This is a genomic window from Streptomyces sp. NPDC053048, assembly GCF_044547045.1.
Taxonomy (GTDB): Bacteria; Actinomycetota; Actinomycetes; order Streptomycetales; family Streptomycetaceae; genus Streptomyces.
The window spans coordinates 359,632-378,460 of record NZ_JBITZS010000003.1 but is presented as its reverse complement, the minus strand read 5'-3'; the positions used below and the strand labels follow the sequence as shown (position 1 = coordinate 378,460).

Genomic DNA, 18,829 nt, shown 5'->3' with positions numbered 1-18,829 from the left:
TTCAATCGGCCGGCCAGGGTGAGACGCGCATGGGCAGCGCGTTCGGCCGGATCAGCGCTTGGACCACCGGCCGGACCCGGTGCCCCTCGACCGGCCGGGGTCGCCACCGCGAGACGATCGAGCGGAGGACGACCAGCATCTCGGTCATCGCGAAGTGGTCGCCGATGCACTTCCGGTTGCCGAGGGCGAAAGGGACGTAGGCACCCGGTGGCAGGTCCTTCTCGGTACGGCCGAGCCACCGGTCCGGGTCGAACCGCAGCGGGTCCGGGTAGTACGCCGGGTCGCGGTGCATCGTCACCGCGCTGTAGACCAGCTCGGCCCCCTGCGGGAGGTCGATCCCGCAGACCCGCACCGGCTCCAGTGCGCGCCGCATGAGCAGCCAGTTGGGCTGATGGAGGCGGAGCACCTCCCGGAGGAACCGGTCGGTGAAGGGGAGCGTCGCGGCGCCGGGCAGGGCGCCGGCGGGCAGCGCGTCGCACTCGGCCCTGATCCGCCGGGTGGTCTCCGGGCGCCGGCCGAGTTCGTACAGCGCCCAGGACAGGGTGGTCGACGTGGTCTCGGCACCGGCCATGAGCAGGGACAGCAGCTCGTCGCGGGCCTCCACGTCGGTCATCCCCTGCGGGTTCCCGGGCGTGCCCGCGAGCATGACCGACAGCAGGTCGCCGCGGTCGGTGGGCTCCTGCCGGGCCTGCCGGACGGCGGTGTCCGCGAGCTCGCGCAGCGCCGCGGCAGCGGACAGGTACGTGCGGTGCCCCAGCACGGGCGAGGACGCGATCGACGCCGGCAGGACGGTGCCGACGAAGACCCCGCGCATCACCGTGGTCAGGTGCTCGGCGACCCGCTCCCCCAGTTCGGCGACGGCCGCGGCACCGTCCGGACGTTCGGTGCCGAACAGCGTCGCCACGAGCATGACCGTCATCATCCGGCGCATCACCAGGTCCATGGCGATCACCTCGCCCGGACGCCAGGCCGACACCTGCTCCTCGGCGATGCCGGCCATCGTGCCGACGCACGCGGCAATGCTGTCGCGGCGGAAGGCGGGCTGGAGCGCGCGTCGTTGACGCCGGTGGAAATCCCGCTCGGAGGTGATGATGCCGTTCCCGATGAACGGTCGCGCGACGTCGAACAGCAGCCCTTTGCCGAACTTCCTGCTCTGCCCCACGAGAACGTCGTGGACGGCTTCCGGCGAGTTCAGGACGAACACCGGCCGATTGCCGAGGAATATCGTGACGATGTCGCCCTGCGCCCTGACCGATTGCAGGAACCCCACCCGCTTGACGGCCAGCTGCGGCAGGTGGCCGAGCAGGGGTAGGCGGCCCGGCGCAACGGGCGCCGCCACTGGAGCGGTGGTGGAGCGCATGAGCATGGACCTCTCTGAAGTGGGCTGGAAGCCGTCCGTCGATGACGTCGGCCCGACCAACTGTGTTCTACGGCCACGCGCCGGCGCATCGGTCATATGACTGCAGGAGCGGGCCGGCCCTGCGACGGCCCAGCGCTCGGCTTCAGCTACGAGAGCAGTCGGATGACTGATGCCACCCGTGTGTCCTCGACGGCACAGTGGAGTTGCTCCGCGAGCGGACATCTCGGAGCAACACCCCTGGCAGTACCAGCAGATGCGTCGGCTCGGGCCGGCGGAGGAAGCAGAGGAGATCACGATGAACCTGCGGAGAACGGTGCTGAGACTCGCCGTGGGCGCTGCCGCGCTGACCGGGGCAGTCGCCGCCACGACGACGAGCGCGAGCGCCAGTGTCCTCACCGACATTCAGACCGGGTCGGGTAAGTGCCCCGCCAACTGGGTGTGCCTGTGGAGCGAGAACGATTTCGTCAGAGGAAATCCGCGAAGCGGGTTGGACTACGGGGCCGTGGGTTCGGACCAGAACGTTTCGGACATGGGGAAGTTCGTCTTCGAGAGCAAGCTCTGGCGCTGGAAGGGCATGCAGGATTCCGCCTCCTCGGTGGTCAACAACACGGGCAGCAGCATCTGCTTCTACGAGCACAACGAGTACCGCGGCCTGGAGTTCAGGATCGGCCCCCGGGAGAAGTGGTCCTCCGTCCCGTCGTGGATCAACGACAGGATCAGCTCCTACAAGTTCTGCTGATCCGACTCCGCTCATCCTCACCAATCCACCCTGGAAGAGAGGGACCATGTTCTCGAAAAGCAGGATGACGAGACTTGCACTGGGTGCCGCCGCCGCGGCCGGGCTGATGCTGGCCACGGCGAACTCCGCGAGCGCCGCCAGTGTCTTCGACATCGGCCACGGGGCCGGTTCGTGCCCCAACGGTTACGTCTGCCTGTGGTCGGAAGGCAACTTCATTCAAGGGAAGTTCGTCTACGACCACAAGTTCGGCTCCATCGCGTCGAATCAGAACATCGGCGACATGGGAAAGCTGGCACGCACCTCCACCGGGGACAAGGGCATGCAGGACGTCACGTCCTCGGTGGTGAACAACACGGGCAGCGGCATCTGCTTCTACGAGCACAACGGGTACGGCGGCCTGCAGTTCAAAATCGGCCCCCGGGAGCAGTGGCCCTCCGTCCCATCATGGATCAACGACAAGATCAGCTCCTTCAAGTACTGCTGACCCCTTCACGACCGGATGGTAAGGACATTGCCCAAGAAGACGGCAAGGCTCGGACTGTGCGCTGCCGCGGCTGCCGGGTTGATCATGGCTGCGGCGACGTCCGCGAGCGCCACCACGATCCTCGACCTCGGACAGGGTGCCGGAGCGTGCCCCAGCAATTATGTCTGCCTGTGGTCCGAGAATGATTTCTTCGGCTCCACCGGCGGCTCCAAGTTCACGGCGATCGCGTCGGATCAGAACATCGGCGACATGGGAAAGCTGAAGCGCGACGGTGCCCTGTGGACGGGTATGCAGGACATCACGTCGTCCGTGGTGAACAACACGGGCAGCAGCATCTGCTTCTACGAGCACAACGGGTACCGCGGCCTGGAGTTCAAGATCGGCCCCCGGGAGAAGTGGCCCTCCGTCCCGTCATGGATCAACGACAGGATCAGCTCCTTCAAGTACTGCTGACACCGGGCCGCGGGGCACCCGCGGTCACCGGTCGGAGAGGGCCCCTTCGATCTCGCGACGGGAGGAGACCCCCAGCTTGGCGAAGACCTTGCGCAGGTGCCACTCGACCGTGCGAGGGCTGAGGAACAACTGAGCGCCGATCTCCGCGTTCGGGTGCCCGGTGGCCGCGAGGCGGGCTATCCGGGCCTCCTGCGGGGTCAGGACCGGCGTGCCGGGGGTCCGCTTGCGGACGGTCTCGCCGGTGGCGAGCAGCTCTCGCCGGGCCCGCTCGGCGTACGCCTCCATGCCCATCGCGGAGGCCGCCTCGTGCGCCGCGCGCAGCTCGGTGCGGGCCTGGGCCCGCCGGTTGCGGCGGCGCAGCCATTCGCCGAACAGCAGCCGGGTCCGGGCCTCGAACACGCCGAGCCCGCCCCGGCCGAAGTGGTCGACGGCCTCGCGGTAGCGGTCCTCGGCCTGCTCGGGTTCTCCGGTCAGGGCGTCGGCGACCGCCTGCGCGCCCAGGGCCCAGGGCGTGCCGGCCCGTCCCCAGTCGGCCAGCCGCTCGCGCGCTCGGGCCGCCACGGCCGGATGGCCGGCCCGGGTCGCGGCCTCGACCAGCTCGCTGCACGTCCAGTGGTGCACGACGAGGTCCCGGTACTCCCCGCCCCGGAGCGCCGCTTCCATGGCGAGCGGATAGTTGCCCAGGCCGTTGCGGAGCACGGCCCGCGCGCACGCCGCCATGCCGGTGAGGCGGCCCAGGCCGCGCTGCTCGCCCTCCCTTTCCATCGCCCCGATCAGTTCCAGGGCCGGCCGCTCCCGCCCCCGGTACGCGCTGAGCAAGGCCGTCGAGACCATGCTCGTCGCCACGCCCGCCGCTTCCTCGACGGCCGCGGCCTCGGCCTCGGCCAGCAGATCCCAGGCCTCGGAGAAGCGTCCCGCATAGCCCAGCGAGGCCGCCCGGTAGGGCAGTGCCGTCGAGAGGACCGACAGCGTGCCCGTCGTCCGGGCGAAGCGGACCGCCCGGTCGGTGACGTCCAGCCAGGCCTGGAGATCGCCAAGCTCCACGGCCGCGTTCGCGGCCGGCCACAGGACGGTCAGGTCCTCGTCGTCGGTGAGGGAGCGCAGCGCCCGCGCCAGCAGCGGGAAGGCGGCAACCGGACCGTCCGTGGTCCACACGACCAGGGCCCGGAGGAAGACTCCCGCCGGCTCGTCGCCGTGCGGCAGGTCGCGAGCCGCCTCGGCGGCTCGCCGCAGTCCGCTGTCGTCGTGGCGGCCGGCCCAGATGGCCGCGCCGAACGCCGCGAGGCAGGTCTCCCGCGCGGCGGCCGGGTCGAGGTACCTGAAGCGGCCCGCCGCGTCGAGCAACGGCTGCACCGCGCCGAGCCCCGGGTTGGTCATGGACGACGCCTTGGCGCGCAGCCTGCCGGCGTCGGCGAACTGCAGCGGGTCCAGCGGCCCCAGTTCGGCGGCGGCCAGCAGGTCGGGCACCCGGGCCGGCACGCCCGCCGCGAGGTGGGCCCTCGCGGCCGCCAGCGCGCGCCGCGCCCGCTCCTTCGGGTCGGGGGTGAGCGCGGCGGCACGTTCCAGGAAGGAGGCGGCGGCCGCGCGTCCGCCGCGCGCCAAGGCCCGGTCGGCGGAGCGCTCCAGCGCGGCGGCCACGTGCTCGTCCGGCCCGACCGCGGCGTGGGCCTGGTGCCAGGCCCGCCGGTCGGGGTCGCGCCCGGCATCGGTGGCCTCGGCCAGTGCGCGGTGCGCCGCACGCAGTGCGGCGGCATCCGCACCGCGCCAGACGGCCGAACGCACCAGCGGGTGGCGGAACCGCACCGAGGCTCCCAGGGTGATCAGGCCCGCGGCCTCGGCCGGTGCCGCGGCCTCGATGCCGATGCCGAGCAGGTGCAGCGCATGCCACAACAGCGGTGCGTCACCGACCGGTTCGACCGCAGCGAGCAGCAGGAGGGCGCGGGTGTCGGCCGGCAGCGCGTCGACGCGCCGGCGCAAGCCGTCCTCGACCCGGGTCGCCAGCGGGCCGGCGCCGGGTCCTCCGAAGCCGAACGCCAGCTCCGCCGGTGACAGGCCCCGGGGCAACTCCAGCAGGGCGAGCGGGTTTCCACCGGTCTCGGCGACGATCCGGTCCCGCACGCGGGCGTCGACCGGCCCGGGAAGCACGCTGTCGAGCAGAGCCCGTGCGTCGGCGTCGGCCAGCCCGCGCAGGGTGAGGTCCGGCAGACCGGAACAGCCCTCGTCCTTCTCCCCGTCGGTGATCCGCTCGGCGAACACCAGTGCCACCGATTCGGCGTCCAGCCGGCGCCCGACGAACGTCAGGATCCGCTGGGACATCAGGTCCAGGCACTGGGCGTCGTCGACCAGGCACACCAGCGGGGATGCGGCCGCGGCCTCGGCGAGGAGACCGAGGACCGCGATGCCGACCAGCAGCATCTCGGGCGGATTCCCCGCGCTCAGGCCGAACGCGACACGCAGCGCGTCCTGTTGTACCGACGGCAGCCGGTCGAGGTGCGGCAGCAGCGGGGCGCACAGGCGTTGCAGGGCCGAGTAGGCGAAGTCGGACTCGGCTTCGACGCCGGCCGCGTACACGGTCCGCAGCGGTGCGGCCTGCTCCGCCAGATGGTCGAGCAGTGCCGACTTGCCGACGCCCGCCTCGCCGCGCAGGACCAGCACCCGGCTGCGTCCGTCGCGCACGTCGCGCAGCAGGCGGTCCAGCGCCTCCAGCTCCCGTTCCCGCCCGAGCAGCTGGCGTTTCGCGTGGTGCGGCATGCGACCTCCGGTAGGGGTTCCTCCCGGAGGAGTTCACCCATCCTACGAACATCCGGGCCCGCTGACCTGCATGGATTCGGTCACCACCGTCGGCCGTCACCACCGCCGGCCGGCATCGCCGGTTCGTCAGACCTGTGCACCCTCCTCGGTCCGGCTCAGTGCGTCGCGCAGTGCCGCCCGGGTCGTGATGCCCAGCTTGGGGAAGGTGCGGTACAGGTGCGAGCCGACGGTACGCGGCGACAGGTGCATCCGCTTGCCGATCTCCTTGTTCGTCAGGCCGCTCGCGGCCAGGTCGGCGATGCGGCGTTCCTGCGAGGTCAGCGAGGCCGGGTGCGGCGTCGAGGCGCGGGGCGGGATTCCGGTCGCGCGCAGTGCGGCTCGCGCGGGCAGGTCCAGCAAGGCCGACGGGTTGCCCCGGGCCTGCTCGAGGACGACCCGGCGGAGCCGTCGGCCCAGGTCCGGGTAACGGTGGTCCAGCAGGCGTGCCGCGTCCTCGTCGGCGAGGGCTGCGACCGGCAGTTCGGGCAGGGCGGCGGTGTCGAAGCGCGACGTGATGTCGGTGCGGACCGCGACCAGCAGCTTCACCGGGCTGCCGGCCAGGCGTCGGCCCACGAAGCCGCAGACGTCGGCGCTGGCGTCGTCAAGCCACTGCCCGTCGTCGAGGACCAGTAAGGGTGGCCGCTGAGCGCAGGAGAGCGACAGCAGGCCGAGGACGGCGATGCCGAGCGTCATGACCGACGGCGGATCGCCCGGTCCTCCGCCGAGCACGGCGTCGAACACCGCCCGGCTCCTGTCGTCCAGTCGCGTGGCGTCGGCGAGCAGCGGATGGAGGAACTGATGCAGCCCGGCGTAGGGCAGCGCGGACTCCGCCTCGACGCCGGCGGCGCGGATGACGACGTGCCCCTCCTGCTCCGCCAGCGCGGCGGCGTGGCTCAGCAGCGAGCTCTTGCCGACCCCCGCCTCCCCTCGCAGGACGAGGGCCCGGCCCGTGGCGGATTTCACGAACGCCGTGAGCTCCGCCTGTTCGTCCTCGCGGCCCACCATCGCCGTGGTGATCGATTCCATGCGCGTCCTGTCTCTCCCGGTCAGCGTCCGCCGGTCACGATTCCCGAGCCGGGGGCCCGTCGAGCCGGTGTCGCACCCTGGCCGGTACACGGGCCGGGGGCGGCCGGTGTCCGCACCGGCCGACCGGGGCACCGCGGGCTCCGGGGACGGCCCCGTGGCCCGCGCCGTCAGTTCATCTGGCGGCGGACCAGTTCGTGGAAGAGGCCGCCGGTGTCGGCGAGCAGGGCGGCGGGTGGGCCCTGCTGGGCGACCCGGCCGTCCGCCATGACGACGACCCGGTCGGCGTCCATGACCGTGGACAGCCGGTGGGCGATCACGACGCGGGTGGCGCGCAGGGCGCGGGTGGACTCGATGACCACGCGCTGGGCCTCGTTGTCCAGCGCGCTGGTGGCCTCGTCGAAGAAGAGGACGCGCGGCTTGCGCACCAGGGCCTGGGCGATCATCAGCCGCTGGCGCTGGCCGCCCGAGAGGGTGCCGCCGCCGTCGGAGAGCACGGTGTGCAGGCCCATGGGCATGGCCTTGATGTCCTCGGCCAGGCCCGCCATCGCCGCGGCCTCCCAGACCTCCTCGAGCGAGTACGTCCCGGCGCCGCGGATGCAGTCGAGGACCGAGCCGGTGAGGGGCTGGGCGTTCTGCAGGACGACGCCGCACTGGCGGCGCACGGCCGCCCGGTCGAGTGCCGCCAGGTCCTGGCCGTCGTACAGCACGCTTCCCGAGCCGGGCCTCTCGAAGCCGATGAGGAGCCGCAGCAGGGTCGACTTGCCGCAGCCGCTGGCCCCGACGATCGCGACGAACTCGCCCGGCCGCACCCGGAACGACACCTCGTCGAGCACCAGCGGTCCGTCGGGGGTGTACCGGTAGGACAGGTCCTTCGCCTCGATGCCGCCGCTCAGCTCGCCCGGTTGCACGCTGGAGCCCTCCACCTCGGGAGTCGCCTCGAAGACCGGCCTGATCTGCTCGAACATCGGCTGCACGGCCGCGGCCGACAGCAGCGCGCCGGTCAGCTGGGTGACCGAGGCCAGCAGCATCGTCACGGCGGTACTGAAGGTGAGGAATCCGCTCGCCGACATGCTGCCGCGGGCCGGGCCGGCCATCAGCATGAACATCACCAGGGTGCACAGCGGCAGGCAGACCGCGTTGAGCACCGTGACGACGTTCTTGATCCGGCCGATGCGCTGGTGCAGGTCGCGGGTGCGGGCGAACTCGCGGGCCCAGGCGGCGTAGGCGAAGCTCTCGGCCGCGGCGACGCGCAGTTTGGGCAGTCCGCGCAGGGTCTGGAAGGCCTGGTTGTCGAGCTTGTTGCCGAGCCTGACCAGCTGCCGCTGCCAGCGCAGTTGCCACAGCCCCAGGCCGAGGAAGACGGCGGCGATCACCAGCAGCATGGCGAGGGCCACCAGCGCCAGCGGCACGCTGTGGGCGAGCAGCAGCACGAGGTTCATCGTGCCGACCGTGCCGGCCTGCAGGACCACCGAGCCGGTGCCGGACAGCACGCGGCGGATGGCGCTGATACCCATGGCCGCGCCGGCCAGTTCGCCGGTGGAACGGCCGGTGAAGAACGTCGTCGGCAGGCGCAGCAGCCTGTCCCACACGGCCGGCTGCAGGGTGGCCTCGATACGGCCCTCCATGCGCAGGACGCAGATGTTCTGCAGCAGCATGAAGGCGGCGGACACGACGCTCGTGACGACGAGCGCCAGGGTGGCCTGCACGATCAGACCGTTCTCCGCCGCCGGTACGTACGCGCCGAGGACCTTGCCCGTGGCGAGGGGCACGAGCGCGCCCAGGCAGACCGCGACCAGCCCGCCCACGAGGATGCCGCGCAGCTCCTCGCCGGTGCCGCGCACGCTGAAGCGCAGCAGTCCCAGCAGGCCCAGCGGCCGGTCCGGCAGCGGGCGGTAGAACATGACGGCGCGCGGCGCGAAGGCGGCCTCGCCGGCCTTGCCGACGCGTTCCCGCGCGCCGGTGACCGGGTCGACGGCCTCGTATCCCCCGCGCCGCCACAGCAGCGCGACCGGCGCGTCGTCCTCCGCGCGACGGCCCACCAGGGGGCCGCTGTTCTCCCGCCACCAGCGCCCGGCGAGCCGGACGGGTCGGGTACGGATCCGCGAGGCGAGCGCGACGCGCTCGACGGGGTCCAGCCGCTCGGAGCCGGCCCGCGCCGGACCCGGGTCGGACAGGGCTATGCCGGCCTCGCGGGCGACCAGGCGGCACGCGGCGAAGGTCGCGTCGTCGCCCGCGGCGCGGCGCGGGCGCCCGCCGGAGCGGTCGATGGAGGCCAGCAGCGCCTGGTCCGCCTGGGCCCGCGCGGTCTCGCCGGCCTCGATGCCGGCCGCCGTACGGTCCTCGTGGGCGCGCTCCAGCTGCTCGATCCAGCGGTCCAGTGCGTACAGCAGCCGGTACTGCTGGTCGACCATGCCCTGCCACATCGCGGCGTCGACGAGGAGGGTGCCGGTCGCGTACCCCTCGTAGGCGGCGCCGTACCGCACGCTGCCCGGCGTGATCTGCATCCACAGGACGTCGTCGTCGGCACTGCTCCCGCCGGTGGCGGCCCGGCCGTCGAGCGGTGCCTGGCACAGGACGCGCAGGCCCCGGCCGACGCCGAGCGCGAACGCGTTCTCCAGGGGGCTGAGCGCCCCGTCGGCGGCGTCGTACCACTGGTCGCCGTAGCCTCCGTAGCCCCCGTACGCGCCGTACCCATTGTCTTCGCCGTACCCGCCGTACCCGCCGTGCTCGGGCCTGGACAGCTCGCGCAGTTCGATGCGGCGCAGCCGGCAGTCCTGGCGGGGACGGGCGATCAGCGTGTGCTCGGGGCCCTCGGCGGGGCCCAGCAGCAGCGTGCCCGTCTCCAGCCGGCCGAGGAAGTGCCAGGTGCCGGCCTGCGCGGCGTCGACAGCGAACAGGTCCAGCGCGCCGCCCTCGACGAGCCACAGGACGAGCGGTCCCTCCAGGGACAGGCTGCGCAGGCCCGCGCAGTCGACGGCCGTGCCGAGCCCGCCGAGGGCCGCGACCACCGGATCGGCGACCGGGGTGTGGTGAGGAGTGGTAGGAGTGGTCATGCTCAGTGCTCCTTGACCAGGCCCGCGTACGCGCCCCCGGCTGCGACCAGGTGTTCGTGCCGCCCGCGTTCCACGACCGTTCCCCGGTCGAGCACGACGATCTCGTCGCTGTCGCGGACCGTGCTCAGCCGGTGGGCGATGACCACGCAGGCGCAGCCGCGGCGCCGCAGGTTGTCGATGACGACCTGTTCGGTCACCGCGTCCAGGGCGCTGGTCACCTCGTCGAGGACCAGCACGCTGGGGCGGCGTACGAGCGCGCGGGCGATCTCCAGGCGCTGGCGCTGGCCGCCGGAGAAGTTGCGGCCGTCCTGCTCCACACGGCTGTGGATGCCGCCGGGGCGCCGGGCGACCACCTCGTACACGGCGGCGTCCTCGAGGGCGGCGATGACGGCCTCGTCGGGAATGGAGGGATCCCACAGCGCGACGTTGTCGCGGACCGTGCCCTCGAAGAGGAAGACGTCCTGGTCGACGAAGGAGACCGAGGCGGCCAGCGCGCCGCGCGGGATGTCCTCCAGCCGCATGCCGTCGATGCGGATGGCGCCCTCCCAGGGGGTGTAGAGGCCGGATATCAGCCGGGAGACGGTGGACTTGCCGCTGCCGGAGCCGCCGACGAGCGCGACCTGCTGCCCGGGGCCGACCGACAGGGAGAAGTCCTTCAGCAGCGGGGCGTCCAGGGGGCTGTAGCCGAAGGTGACGTGGTCCAGTTCCACATGGCCCTTGAGGCGGCGGGTGCCGGCGGGCGGCTCGCGCCGCGCGTACAAGGGGTCGACGGGGAAGTTCTCGACGTCCTTGAGGCGGGCGACGTCGGCGGCGAAGTCCTGGATGCGGCCGGCGACGCCGTTGAGGCGGGTGATCGGTGCGGTGAAGCTGGTCACCAGGGCCTGGAAGGCGACGAGCAGGCCGACCGAGAGGTGGCCCTCCACCGCCCGCAGGCCGCCGATCAGCAGGATCAGCGCGCTGTTGAGCGCGGCCAGCGTGGGTGCGGTGATCGCGAGCCAGGCGCTGGGCACGCCGAGCCGTTGCTGCACGTCGAGGGTGATCGCGTGCTGTCCGGCCCAGCGGCGGAAGAAGCCGTCCTCGCCGCCGGTGGCCTTCATCGTCTCGATGAGCGTCAGACCGCTGTAGGAGGTGTTGGTCAGGCGGGCGCTCTCGGCCCGCAGCTTCTGGGTGCCGGTGGCCCGTACGCGCATCACGATCCGCATGGCGGCCACGTTGAGCAGCGCGATGCCGATGCCGACGACGGTCAGCTGCGGGTCGTACGTCCACAGCAGCACCGCGTAGAGGACCACGACCACCGCGTCCACGCCGGCGGCCGCGAGGTCCCTCGCGAGCGTCTCGGCGACCGCGTCGTTGGAGCGCAGGCGCTGGACCAGGTCGGCCGGGTTGCGCTGGGAGAAGAACGCGACCGGGAGTCTGAGCAGATGCCGCAGGAAGCGGGCGCTGCCCAGGGTGGAGGAGATGACGCGTCCGCGCAGCAGATTGGCCTGCTGGACGGCGGTGAGCGCGGCGGTGAGCACGAGGGCGGTCGCCATCGACGCGAAGAGCACGCCCAGCGTGGACGTCCGGCCGCCGATGAGGAACGTGTCGATGTAGGTGCGGCTCAGTGCAGGCACCGTCGCGCCGACGGCCACCAGCAGGAGGCCGGCGACCACGGCGGCGCGCATGGTGCCCGAGGTGCCGCGCAGGCGGCGCGGCACGTCGCCCAGGACGCCGGGCCTGCGGCCGGTGCGGCGGAAGTCCTCACCGGGCTCGAAGGTGAGCACGACGCCGGTGAAGCTGGTGTCGAACTCCTCGATGGGGACGAACCGCCGGCCCTTGGCGGGGTCGTTGATGTACACGCCCCGGCGCCCGAGGCGGCGGCCGGTGCCCTCGTAGACGACGTAGTGGTTGAACTCCCAGAAGAGGACGGCCGGGGCGCGCACCTCGGCGAGCGCGTCCAGGCCCATCTGCATGCCCTTGGCGCGCAGTCCGTGGGCGCGGGCGGCCTTGAGGAGGTTGCCGGCGCGGGAGCCGTCGCGGGAGACGCCGCAGGCGATGCGCAGTTCTTCCAGGGGGACGAAGCGGCCGTGGTGGCCGAGCACCATGGCGAGCGCGGCGGCACCGCACTCCACCGCCTCCATCTGCAGCACGGTGGGGGTGCGTACGGTCTTCTGCCGGCGGCTCGCGGGTGCCGGGCGGCGGCCCCGTCCGTGCGTGCCGGCGCGGGGCGCGCGGCGGGTCACGGCAGCAGCCAGTCGACGGGCCGCTGGGCGGCGAGGTGGACGGAGCCGGTGACGGGCGTCATGGAGTCGAGGGGGTGCGGCGGCCCGTCCTTGGAGGACCAGCGGTAGCCGGAGGCGGTGGCGGAGGAGCGCTCGAGCCGCACGAGGACCGCGACGGGGTTGCCCTGCCGGGTGAACTGTGCGGCGAGCCTGCTGTCGCCGAGGAATCCGCTGATCTGCGCCGGGGTGCGGGGTGCGCGGCCGACGGCCTCGACGCGGCCGCGCAGCACGCCGAACGGCTGCTGGGGGACGGACTGGACGCCGATGTCGACCGAGGCGCCCACGGTGATCGCCGAGCCGCTGTCGGCGGGCACGTACAGCATGGCCACCAGCGGGTCGTCGGCCCTCGTCACGCGTTCCACGGTCGCCACGTCCGCGCCGGTCGCGACGACGGAACCGGTCTTGGCGATCAGGGTGGTCACCCGGCCACCGGCCGGCAGGCGCACGGTCCGCTCGCCCCGGTCCGTGCCGATCTGCAGCAGCGGAGCGCCGGGGGCGAGCAACTCCCCTTCCCGGGCGAACGCCTTGGTGACCTGCCCGGCGAAGGGGCTCTGCAGCAGATAGCTTCCGTCGGCGTGGGTGAGGATGCCGGGGGCGCTCAGCTTGGACGACACGGATCCGGTGAATGCCCAGAATGCCGCGACGGCCATGACGACGACGGTGACGGCCAGGACCAGCCGGCCCTGCGGTCGCGCGAAGCGTACGGGCAGATCGAGTTCTTCGGGCGATTGCAGTTTGGAAAGCGCCTGCTGGCGGAACTGCACGGACTATTCCTTCGACTGCATTCGTGACACGGGAAAACGCATGGTGCGGACGCCGGTGAACCCCGGAACGAAAGGCGTTCCGGGGTTCACGGGGTGACCGGTCCCGCTCAGAGACCGGCGACGCCGGCCTGGATGCCGACGATGTCCGCGACCTGGCCGGCGGTGGGACGGACGGCCTGGACCGTGTCCAGGGAGGTCACGGTGCCGAGCACGGTGTGGACGTCGCCGGTCACGGCGCCGAGGAGGCCACCGGAAATGGCGACACCACCGGAAACGGCGTCCAGCTCGGCGTCGGCGATCTCGCGGGTCTCGAGGTTGTCACGCATTTTTCGCGCACCCTTCATTCGTCTGACTGTTTCTCAATGGGGCCCCGGCGGCCCGGCCGTAATCGGCCACCGTTCGTAGGGCCGCCGCGGTGCCGCAGATATAAGCACGCGAACGGGTGGCGCGGCCAACCGTGTTGACGAAGGAGGGTGCGCGAGCGGGGATGGCTATCCGATTCCTTTACTCAACCATCACAACTTCTTCACAGGATCGAGTAACAGATTCGGGCGCCTCCGCATCCCGACGGAACATAAATGGACACACACTCATCAAGCGCTTTGGGCATAACCGGCATATGACGGAGCGGCGCGGGCCGCGCGGGCCGGCCGCTCACGTTGTGTGAAGATTTTGGAGATCACGCCGCGGGCCGGCGGGGCGCGGCCGGGGCGGCCGGCGTGGCCGTCGCACCGTCGAGGTGGGCGTCGATGCCGACCTGGGTCTCGATGCTCCGCGTGCCCCGATCTCCTGTCTCTGCTACGCGGGGATGGAGTTGACGACGCCGCCGTCGACCAGGAGGTCGACGCCGTTGACGAAGGAGGCGGCGTCGGAGGCGAGGAAGGCCACGGTCGCGGCCACCTCCTCGGGCGTGCCGACGCGGCCGAGCACCGACTCCTCGGCGCTGGCGCGGCGCGCCTCGTCGGTGGGCACGGACTCGCGGAACATGTCGGTGTCGATGTAGCCGGGGCTGACCGAGTTGACGCGGATGCCGCGCCCGGAGAGGTCGCTGGCCAGCGTCTTGGCGAGGTTGGCGGCCGCGGCCTTGCTCGCCGAGTAGAGCGAGCCGATGACCAGTCCGCGGTGCAGGGTCCAGGAGGCGTTGATGACGATCGAGCTGCCGTCGCGGAGCAGCGGGAGCGCGCGCTGGACGGTGAAGAAGACGCCCTTGACGTTGGCGCCGAGGACGGTGTCGACGTCCTCCTCGGTGAAGTCCTCGATCCGCTTGAAGACGCCCACGCCGGCGTTGGCGAACACCACGTCGAGGTGGCCGAACCGCTCGCCGATCCCGGTCATCAGGTGGTCGACGTCGGCGCGCCGGGAGACGTCGGCCCGCACGGTCAGCAGGCGGTCGCCGGCGTCGAGGCGCTCGGCGGCGAGCTTGAGCCGGTCCTCGCCGCGTCCGGTGATGACGACCTTCGCCCCTTCGGTGAGGAAGAGTTCGGCGGCGGCGTAGCCCATGCCGGTGGCGCCGCCGGTGATAAGAACAACCTTGCCGTCAAAGCGTCGCGCGCCCGGAACATTCGACATCATTAAAGAATCCAGTCAATTGTCAGGAAAGGAATGCGTCGGCGGAGGTGCCGACAGTCCCGGTCACCTCCGCCGACCGCCCCATGTCAGGGGGAACAACGAGGATTCTTCTCGGTATTGCCGAGATGTGAGTGGAGTCAACTGATGGTGGTGTCATGACCACCAGGCACACGACAGCCGACCGTGCGGAGCCGGTCAGTCCGCGACGGGAGGAGCTGCGCGCCTTCCTACGCCCCGGCGTGCCCGGGTGCGACCTCAGGCGCCGCCGGGCCGCTCGCCGTTCTTCGCCCACAGCGAGCGCACGTGCCCCAGGTGGCGCTTCATGCACTTCTCGGCGCCCTTGGCATCGCCCGCCAGCATCAGGTCGAGGAGCTCGAGGTGCTCCTCGGCCGAGGGGATCAGCTCGCCGCGCTCGTCCAGCGCCGTCAGGCCGTACAGGCGGGACCGCTTGCGCAGGTCGCTGACGGTCTCGACGAGGCGTTCGTTGCCGGAGAGGGCGAGGAGGGTGAGGTGGAACTGGCGGTCCGCCTCGAGGTAGCCGATGAGGTCGTGCTCGCGGGCGGCGCGCACGATCTCCTCGGCGACCGGGCGGAGGGCCTCGAGGTCCTCGCGGGCCGCGGTGCGGGTGATGCGGCCCGTCATGGGGACCTCGATCAGGGTGCGGATCTCGGTGTACTGGTCGAGGTCGCGCTCGTTGACCTCGGTCACGCGGAAGCCCTTGTTGCGGACGGGCTCGACCAGGCCCTCGCGGGCCAGGTCGAGCATCGCCTCGCGCACCGGGGTCGCCGAGATACCGAAGTCCTCGGCGAGCCCCGGCGCGGAGTAGACCTGCCCGGGACGCAGCTCGCCGGAGATCAGGGCGGCGCGCAGGGCGTGGGCGACCTGGTCGCGCAGCCGCTCGCTGGCGGTGACGAGGTTGCGCTGCTTGAGGTGCCCCATGGTGTCCCTTTCGTGGCCCGTTGGACTGGACCACCAGCGTACAATGTCACATTGCGATTCAGGGCGTCAGGGTGTAGGTCCGGCTGGAAGTGTAGAACTCCAGCGCTGCCCTGCCCTGTTCGCGCGGTCCGTGCGCGGACGCCTTGGCGCCGCCGAAGGGCAGGTGGAAGTCCACGCCCGTGGACGGCGCGTTGACGCGGATCATGCCGGTGTCGAGGTGGTCGAGGCCGTGCAGCGCCGCGCCGAGGCCGGCCGTGTGCACCGAGGTGACCAGCCCGTACGGGACCGCGTTGGCGACGCGCACGGCGTGGGCGAGGTCGTCGGCCGGCAGCAGGACGGCCAGGGGCCCGAACACCTCCTCGCGCAGCACCGGGTGCTCCGGCGGCACCTTCTCCACGAGCGCCGGGGCCGCGTACCAGCCGGGCCCCTCGGGCGTGGCGCCGGTGGCGACCACGGACAGGCCCTCCCGCGCCGCCGTCACCCGCTCGCGCGCCCGGTCGGAGACGAGCGGACCGCACACGGTGGCCGGGTCGGCCGGGTCGCCGACCGGCACCTCGCGCAGGGCGCCGGCCAGGGCCTCGCGCAGCGGATCGAGGGCGGCACCGACGGCAATCACCCGGCTGGTGGCGGTGCACTTCTGCCCGGCGTACCCGGCGATCGCGGCGGCGATGTGGGCGGCGGCCCGTTCGATGTCGGCGTCGGGCAGGACGATCGCCGCGTTGAGGCCGCCCATCTCGGCCTGGACCGGCACGCCACGTGCGGTCGCGGCCCGGACGACGGTGTTGCCGACGCCGGTGGAGCCGGTGAAGGAGACGACGTCGGCCGCCGCCAGGACGGCACCCCCCTCGTCGGCGCCGCCGGCAACGACGGTGAACACCCCGTCCGGCACGGCCCCCCGCACGATCTCCGCGAGCCGCAGGGCGCAGGCGGTGGCCTCGGGGGCGGGCTTGAGGACGACCGTGTTGCCGGCCGCCAGCGCCGGTGCGGCCTTCCAGGAGGGGATGGCGAACGGGAAGTTCCACGGGGTGATCAGGCCGGCGACGCCGTGCGGGCGCCGCCGCGTCAGCAGCAGGCCGGCTCCGGCCGCCGGCTCGTGGACGGCGCCGGCGGCCTCGTAGGGCGCCTGGGCGTAGTACCGCCAGATGGCGACGGTACGGGCCACCTCGGCGCGGGCCTCGGTCAGCGGCTTGCCCACCTCGCGCACGGCGAGGCCGGCCAGCTCCTCGGCGGCGGCCTCGAGGGCGCCGGCGACGGCCGAGAGGGCCGCGGACCGGGCGGCCGCGCCGCCGGCGAGCCAGTCCCGCCCGGCGGCGCGGGCCCGTTCGACGGCCGCGGCCGCGGCCGGGGCGCCGGCGGGGGTGACGCGGGCGACGACGTCGGCCGGATCGGCCGGGTTGATCGAGAGGAACGACGCGGTGGCTGCGGTCACAGCAGGAAACCTCCGGGGAAGGGGTCGTCCGGGTCGAGGAAGTACTGGGCGGTGCCGGTGATCCAGGCCCGCCCGGTGATGGTGGGGACCACCGCCGGCAGCCCGCCCACCCGCGTCTCCCCCACCAGCCGGCCGGTGAACTCGGTGCCGATGAAGGACTCGTTGACGAAGTCCCGGTCGAGCGGCAGCGCGCCGCGGGCGTGCAGCTGCGCCATCCGGGCGGAGGTTCCCGTGCCGCACGGCGAGCGGTCGAACCAGCCCGGGTGGATGGCCATGGCATGCCGGGAGCGGGTGGCGTCGGAGCCGGGGGCGGCGAGGTAGACGTGCTTGAGGCCGTTGATCTCGGGGTGTTCGGGGTGGACGGGCCGGTCGGGCGAGGCGTTGACGGCGTCCATGACGGCGAGCCCGGCGGCCAGCAGGTCGTCCTTGCGCGCGCGGTCGAAGGGCAGCCCCAGCGCCTCGAGTTCGGCGAAGGCGTAGAAGTTGCCGCCGAAGGCCAGATCGTACGTCACCTTCCCGTACCCGGGCACGTCCACCACGCGGTCCAGGCCGACGGCGAACGCGGGCACGTTGGTGAAGGTGACGGCCTTGGCCACGCCGTCCTCGACCCGCACGTCGGCGACGACGAGACCGGCCGGGGTGTCCAGGCGCACGGTGGTGACGGGCTCGGTGACCGCCACCATGCCCGTCTCGACGAGCACGGTGGCCACCCCGATGGTGCCGTGCCCGCACATCGGCAGCAGCCCGGAGACCTCGATGTAGAGGACGCCGTAGTCGGCGTCGGGACGGGTGGGGGGCTGGAGGATCGCGCCGCTCATGGAGGCGTGGCCGCGCGGCTCGTACATCAGGAGCGTGCGGAGGTGGTCCAGGTGCTCGATGAAGTGCAGCCGGCGTTCGGCCATGGTGGCGCCGGGGATCACGCCGACGCCACCGGTGATGACACGCGTGGGCATGCCCTCGGTGTGCGAGTCGACGGCATGGAAGACATGACGGGTGCGCACGGACGTCCTTTCCGCGGTGGGTGGGCTCTCAGTGGTGGCCGTCGGCGACGGCCTTCTCGGTGGCCGAGCGCACCGCGGCCTCGGTCTCCCCGGTGAGCGGGAGGCGCGGGGGCCGGGTGGGGCCGCCGTGGCGGCCGGTGATGTCCATGGAGAGCTTGATGGCCTGCACGAACTCGGTCCTGGAGTCCCACCGCAGCAGCGGGTGCAGCGACCGGTACAGGGGCAGGGCCGTCTCGAGGTGGCCGGCGACTGCCGCGTGGTAGAGCTCGGCGCAGGTGGCGGGGAAGGCGTTGGGGTAGCCGGCTATCCAGCCGACGGCCCCGGCGAGGGCGAGTTCGAGCAGGACGTCGTCGGCGCCGATCAGCAGGTCGAGCTCGGGGGCGAGTTCGGCGATCTCGTAGGCGCGCCGGACGTCGCCGCTGAACTCCTTGACGGCCACGATGTGGCCGTCGGCGTGCAGCCGGGCCAGCAGGGCGGGGGTCAGGTCCGTCTTGGTGTCGATGGGGTTGTTGTACGCCACGACGGGCACCCCGGCCGCGGCCACCTCGGCGTAGTGGCCGCGCACGGCCCGCTCGTCGGCGCGGTAGGCGTTGGGCGGCAGCAGCAGGACGGAGCCGCAGCCGGCCTCGGCGGCCTGCTCGGCCCAGCGGCGCGACTCGGCGCTGCCGTAGGCGGCGACACCGGGCATGACCCGGGCGCCGTCCCCGGCGGCCTCGACGGCGGTGCGCACCACGCGGGCACGCTCGTCGTCGGTGAGGGTCTGGTACTCGCCGAGCGAGCCGTTGGGGACGACGCCGTCGCAGCCGTTGTCGAGCAGGTGGCGGACGTGTTCGGCGTAGGCGTCGTAGTCGACGGAGAGGTCGTCGCGCAGCGGGAGCGCGGTGGCGACCATGATGCCCCGCCAGGGACGGTCGGAGTGCCAGGTGGTGGTGGTCATTGCCGGTAACCCTTCTTCGGTGGG

General features: G+C 72.5%; 15 protein-coding genes. 3 read left to right on the top strand and 12 right to left on the bottom strand.

Annotated elements, in window-relative coordinates:
• Position 1: 1 nt before the first annotated feature.
• The gene (locus ACIG36_RS09880) at positions 2–1,360 is read right to left on the bottom strand and encodes a cytochrome P450 (RefSeq protein ID WP_399924870.1); all 1,359 of its coding nucleotides are present in this window, start codon (positions 1,358–1,360) and stop codon (positions 2–4) included.
• A gap of 295 nt (positions 1,361–1,655) precedes the next feature.
• Here ACIG36_RS09880 and ACIG36_RS09875 point away from each other — a divergent pair, with 295 nt between their 5' ends.
• The 3 genes from ACIG36_RS09875 (at position 1,656) to ACIG36_RS09865 (ending at position 3,036) form a co-directional block, all read left to right on the top strand.
• The gene (locus ACIG36_RS09875) at positions 1,656–2,099 is read left to right on the top strand and encodes a peptidase inhibitor family I36 protein (RefSeq protein WP_399924867.1); all 444 of its coding nucleotides are present in this window, start codon (positions 1,656–1,658) and stop codon (positions 2,097–2,099) included.
• A 64-nt stretch (positions 2,100–2,163) separates the two neighbouring features.
• Entirely contained in the window at positions 2,164–2,583 is a 420-nt protein-coding gene (locus tag ACIG36_RS09870; RefSeq protein WP_399924864.1) for a peptidase inhibitor family I36 protein, read from the top strand.
• 84 nt (positions 2,584–2,667) lie between these two features.
• Positions 2,668–3,036, top strand: a complete 369-nt coding sequence (locus tag ACIG36_RS09865; RefSeq protein ID WP_399924861.1) for a peptidase inhibitor family I36 protein — start codon at positions 2,668–2,670, stop codon at positions 3,034–3,036.
• Positions 3,037–3,060: 24 nt separating this feature from the next.
• Here ACIG36_RS09865 and ACIG36_RS09860 read toward each other — a convergent pair whose 3' ends face one another.
• The 11 genes from ACIG36_RS09860 to ACIG36_RS09810 form a co-directional block, all read right to left on the bottom strand.
• Positions 3,061–5,787 (bottom strand): AAA family ATPase, encoded by a 2,727-nt coding sequence (locus tag ACIG36_RS09860; RefSeq protein WP_399924858.1) that lies wholly within the window; start codon positions 5,785–5,787, stop codon positions 3,061–3,063.
• Between the two features lie 126 nt (positions 5,788–5,913).
• Positions 5,914–6,852, bottom strand: a complete 939-nt coding sequence (locus ACIG36_RS09855; protein WP_399924855.1) for an AAA family ATPase — start codon at positions 6,850–6,852, stop codon at positions 5,914–5,916.
• A 167-nt stretch (positions 6,853–7,019) separates the two neighbouring features.
• Positions 7,020–9,905 carry an NHLP bacteriocin export ABC transporter permease/ATPase subunit gene (locus ACIG36_RS09850; protein WP_399924852.1) on the bottom strand — a complete coding sequence of 962 codons (2,886 nt, stop codon included), beginning with the start codon at positions 9,903–9,905 and terminating at the stop codon, positions 7,020–7,022.
• Between the two features lie 2 nt (positions 9,906–9,907).
• Entirely contained in the window at positions 9,908–12,025 is a 2,118-nt protein-coding gene (locus ACIG36_RS09845) for an NHLP family bacteriocin export ABC transporter peptidase/permease/ATPase subunit (protein ID WP_399925393.1), read from the bottom strand.
• Between the two features lie 98 nt (positions 12,026–12,123).
• Positions 12,124–12,930, bottom strand: coding sequence for an HlyD family efflux transporter periplasmic adaptor subunit (locus tag ACIG36_RS09840; RefSeq protein WP_399924849.1), 807 nt, complete (start codon positions 12,928–12,930; stop codon positions 12,124–12,126).
• Positions 12,931–13,037: 107 nt separating this feature from the next.
• Positions 13,038–13,256: a hypothetical protein gene (locus ACIG36_RS09835; RefSeq protein ID WP_399924847.1), complete on the bottom strand. Its 219-nt coding sequence runs from the start codon at positions 13,254–13,256 to the stop codon at positions 13,038–13,040.
• Between the two features lie 472 nt (positions 13,257–13,728).
• Entirely contained in the window at positions 13,729–14,499 is a 771-nt protein-coding gene (locus tag ACIG36_RS09830; protein WP_399924844.1) for an SDR family NAD(P)-dependent oxidoreductase, read from the bottom strand.
• A gap of 255 nt (positions 14,500–14,754) precedes the next feature.
• The gene (locus ACIG36_RS09825; protein WP_399924841.1) at positions 14,755–15,438 is read right to left on the bottom strand and encodes a GntR family transcriptional regulator; all 684 of its coding nucleotides are present in this window, start codon (positions 15,436–15,438) and stop codon (positions 14,755–14,757) included.
• 58 nt (positions 15,439–15,496) lie between these two features.
• Positions 15,497–16,867: an aldehyde dehydrogenase family protein gene (locus ACIG36_RS09820; RefSeq protein ID WP_399924837.1), complete on the bottom strand. Its 1,371-nt coding sequence runs from the start codon at positions 16,865–16,867 to the stop codon at positions 15,497–15,499.
• Complete coding sequence (locus ACIG36_RS09815; RefSeq protein ID WP_399924833.1) at positions 16,864–17,868, bottom strand: proline racemase family protein; 1,005 nt, start codon at positions 17,866–17,868, stop codon at positions 16,864–16,866. The genes ACIG36_RS09820 and ACIG36_RS09815 overlap by 4 nt, the downstream gene beginning before the upstream one ends.
• 28 nt (positions 17,869–17,896) lie before the next feature.
• A complete protein-coding gene (locus ACIG36_RS09810; protein ID WP_399924830.1) occupies positions 17,897–18,805 on the bottom strand; it encodes a dihydrodipicolinate synthase family protein in 909 nt (302 codons plus the stop codon).
• Positions 18,806–18,829: the final 24 nt, after the last annotated feature.

Excerpts from the sequence above, each read along its gene's own strand:
- ACIG36_RS09875 (WP_399924867.1), top strand. The coding sequence starts at position 1,656 with ATGAACCTGCGGAGAACGGTGCTGAGACTCGCCGTGGGCGCTGCCGCG.
- ACIG36_RS09825 (WP_399924841.1), bottom strand. The coding sequence starts at position 15,438 with ATGGGGCACCTCAAGCAGCGCAACCTCGTCACCGCCAGCGAGCGGCTG.
- ACIG36_RS09880 (WP_399924870.1), bottom strand. The coding sequence starts at position 1,360 with ATGCGCTCCACCACCGCTCCAGTGGCGGCGCCCGTTGCGCCGGGCCGC.
- ACIG36_RS09810 (WP_399924830.1), bottom strand. The coding sequence starts at position 18,805 with ATGACCACCACCACCTGGCACTCCGACCGTCCCTGGCGGGGCATCATG.
- ACIG36_RS09850 (WP_399924852.1), bottom strand. The coding sequence starts at position 9,905 with ATGACCACTCCTACCACTCCTCACCACACCCCGGTCGCCGATCCGGTG.
- ACIG36_RS09870 (WP_399924864.1), top strand. The coding sequence starts at position 2,164 with ATGACGAGACTTGCACTGGGTGCCGCCGCCGCGGCCGGGCTGATGCTG.
- ACIG36_RS09830 (WP_399924844.1), bottom strand. The coding sequence starts at position 14,499 with ATGTCGAATGTTCCGGGCGCGCGACGCTTTGACGGCAAGGTTGTTCTT.
- ACIG36_RS09835 (WP_399924847.1), bottom strand. The coding sequence starts at position 13,256 with ATGCGTGACAACCTCGAGACCCGCGAGATCGCCGACGCCGAGCTGGAC.
- ACIG36_RS09860 (WP_399924858.1), bottom strand. The coding sequence starts at position 5,787 with ATGCCGCACCACGCGAAACGCCAGCTGCTCGGGCGGGAACGGGAGCTG.
- ACIG36_RS09855 (WP_399924855.1), bottom strand. The coding sequence starts at position 6,852 with ATGGAATCGATCACCACGGCGATGGTGGGCCGCGAGGACGAACAGGCG.
- ACIG36_RS09865 (WP_399924861.1), top strand. The coding sequence starts at position 2,668 with ATGGCTGCGGCGACGTCCGCGAGCGCCACCACGATCCTCGACCTCGGA.
- ACIG36_RS09845 (WP_399925393.1), bottom strand. The coding sequence starts at position 12,025 with ATGGAGGCGGTGGAGTGCGGTGCCGCCGCGCTCGCCATGGTGCTCGGC.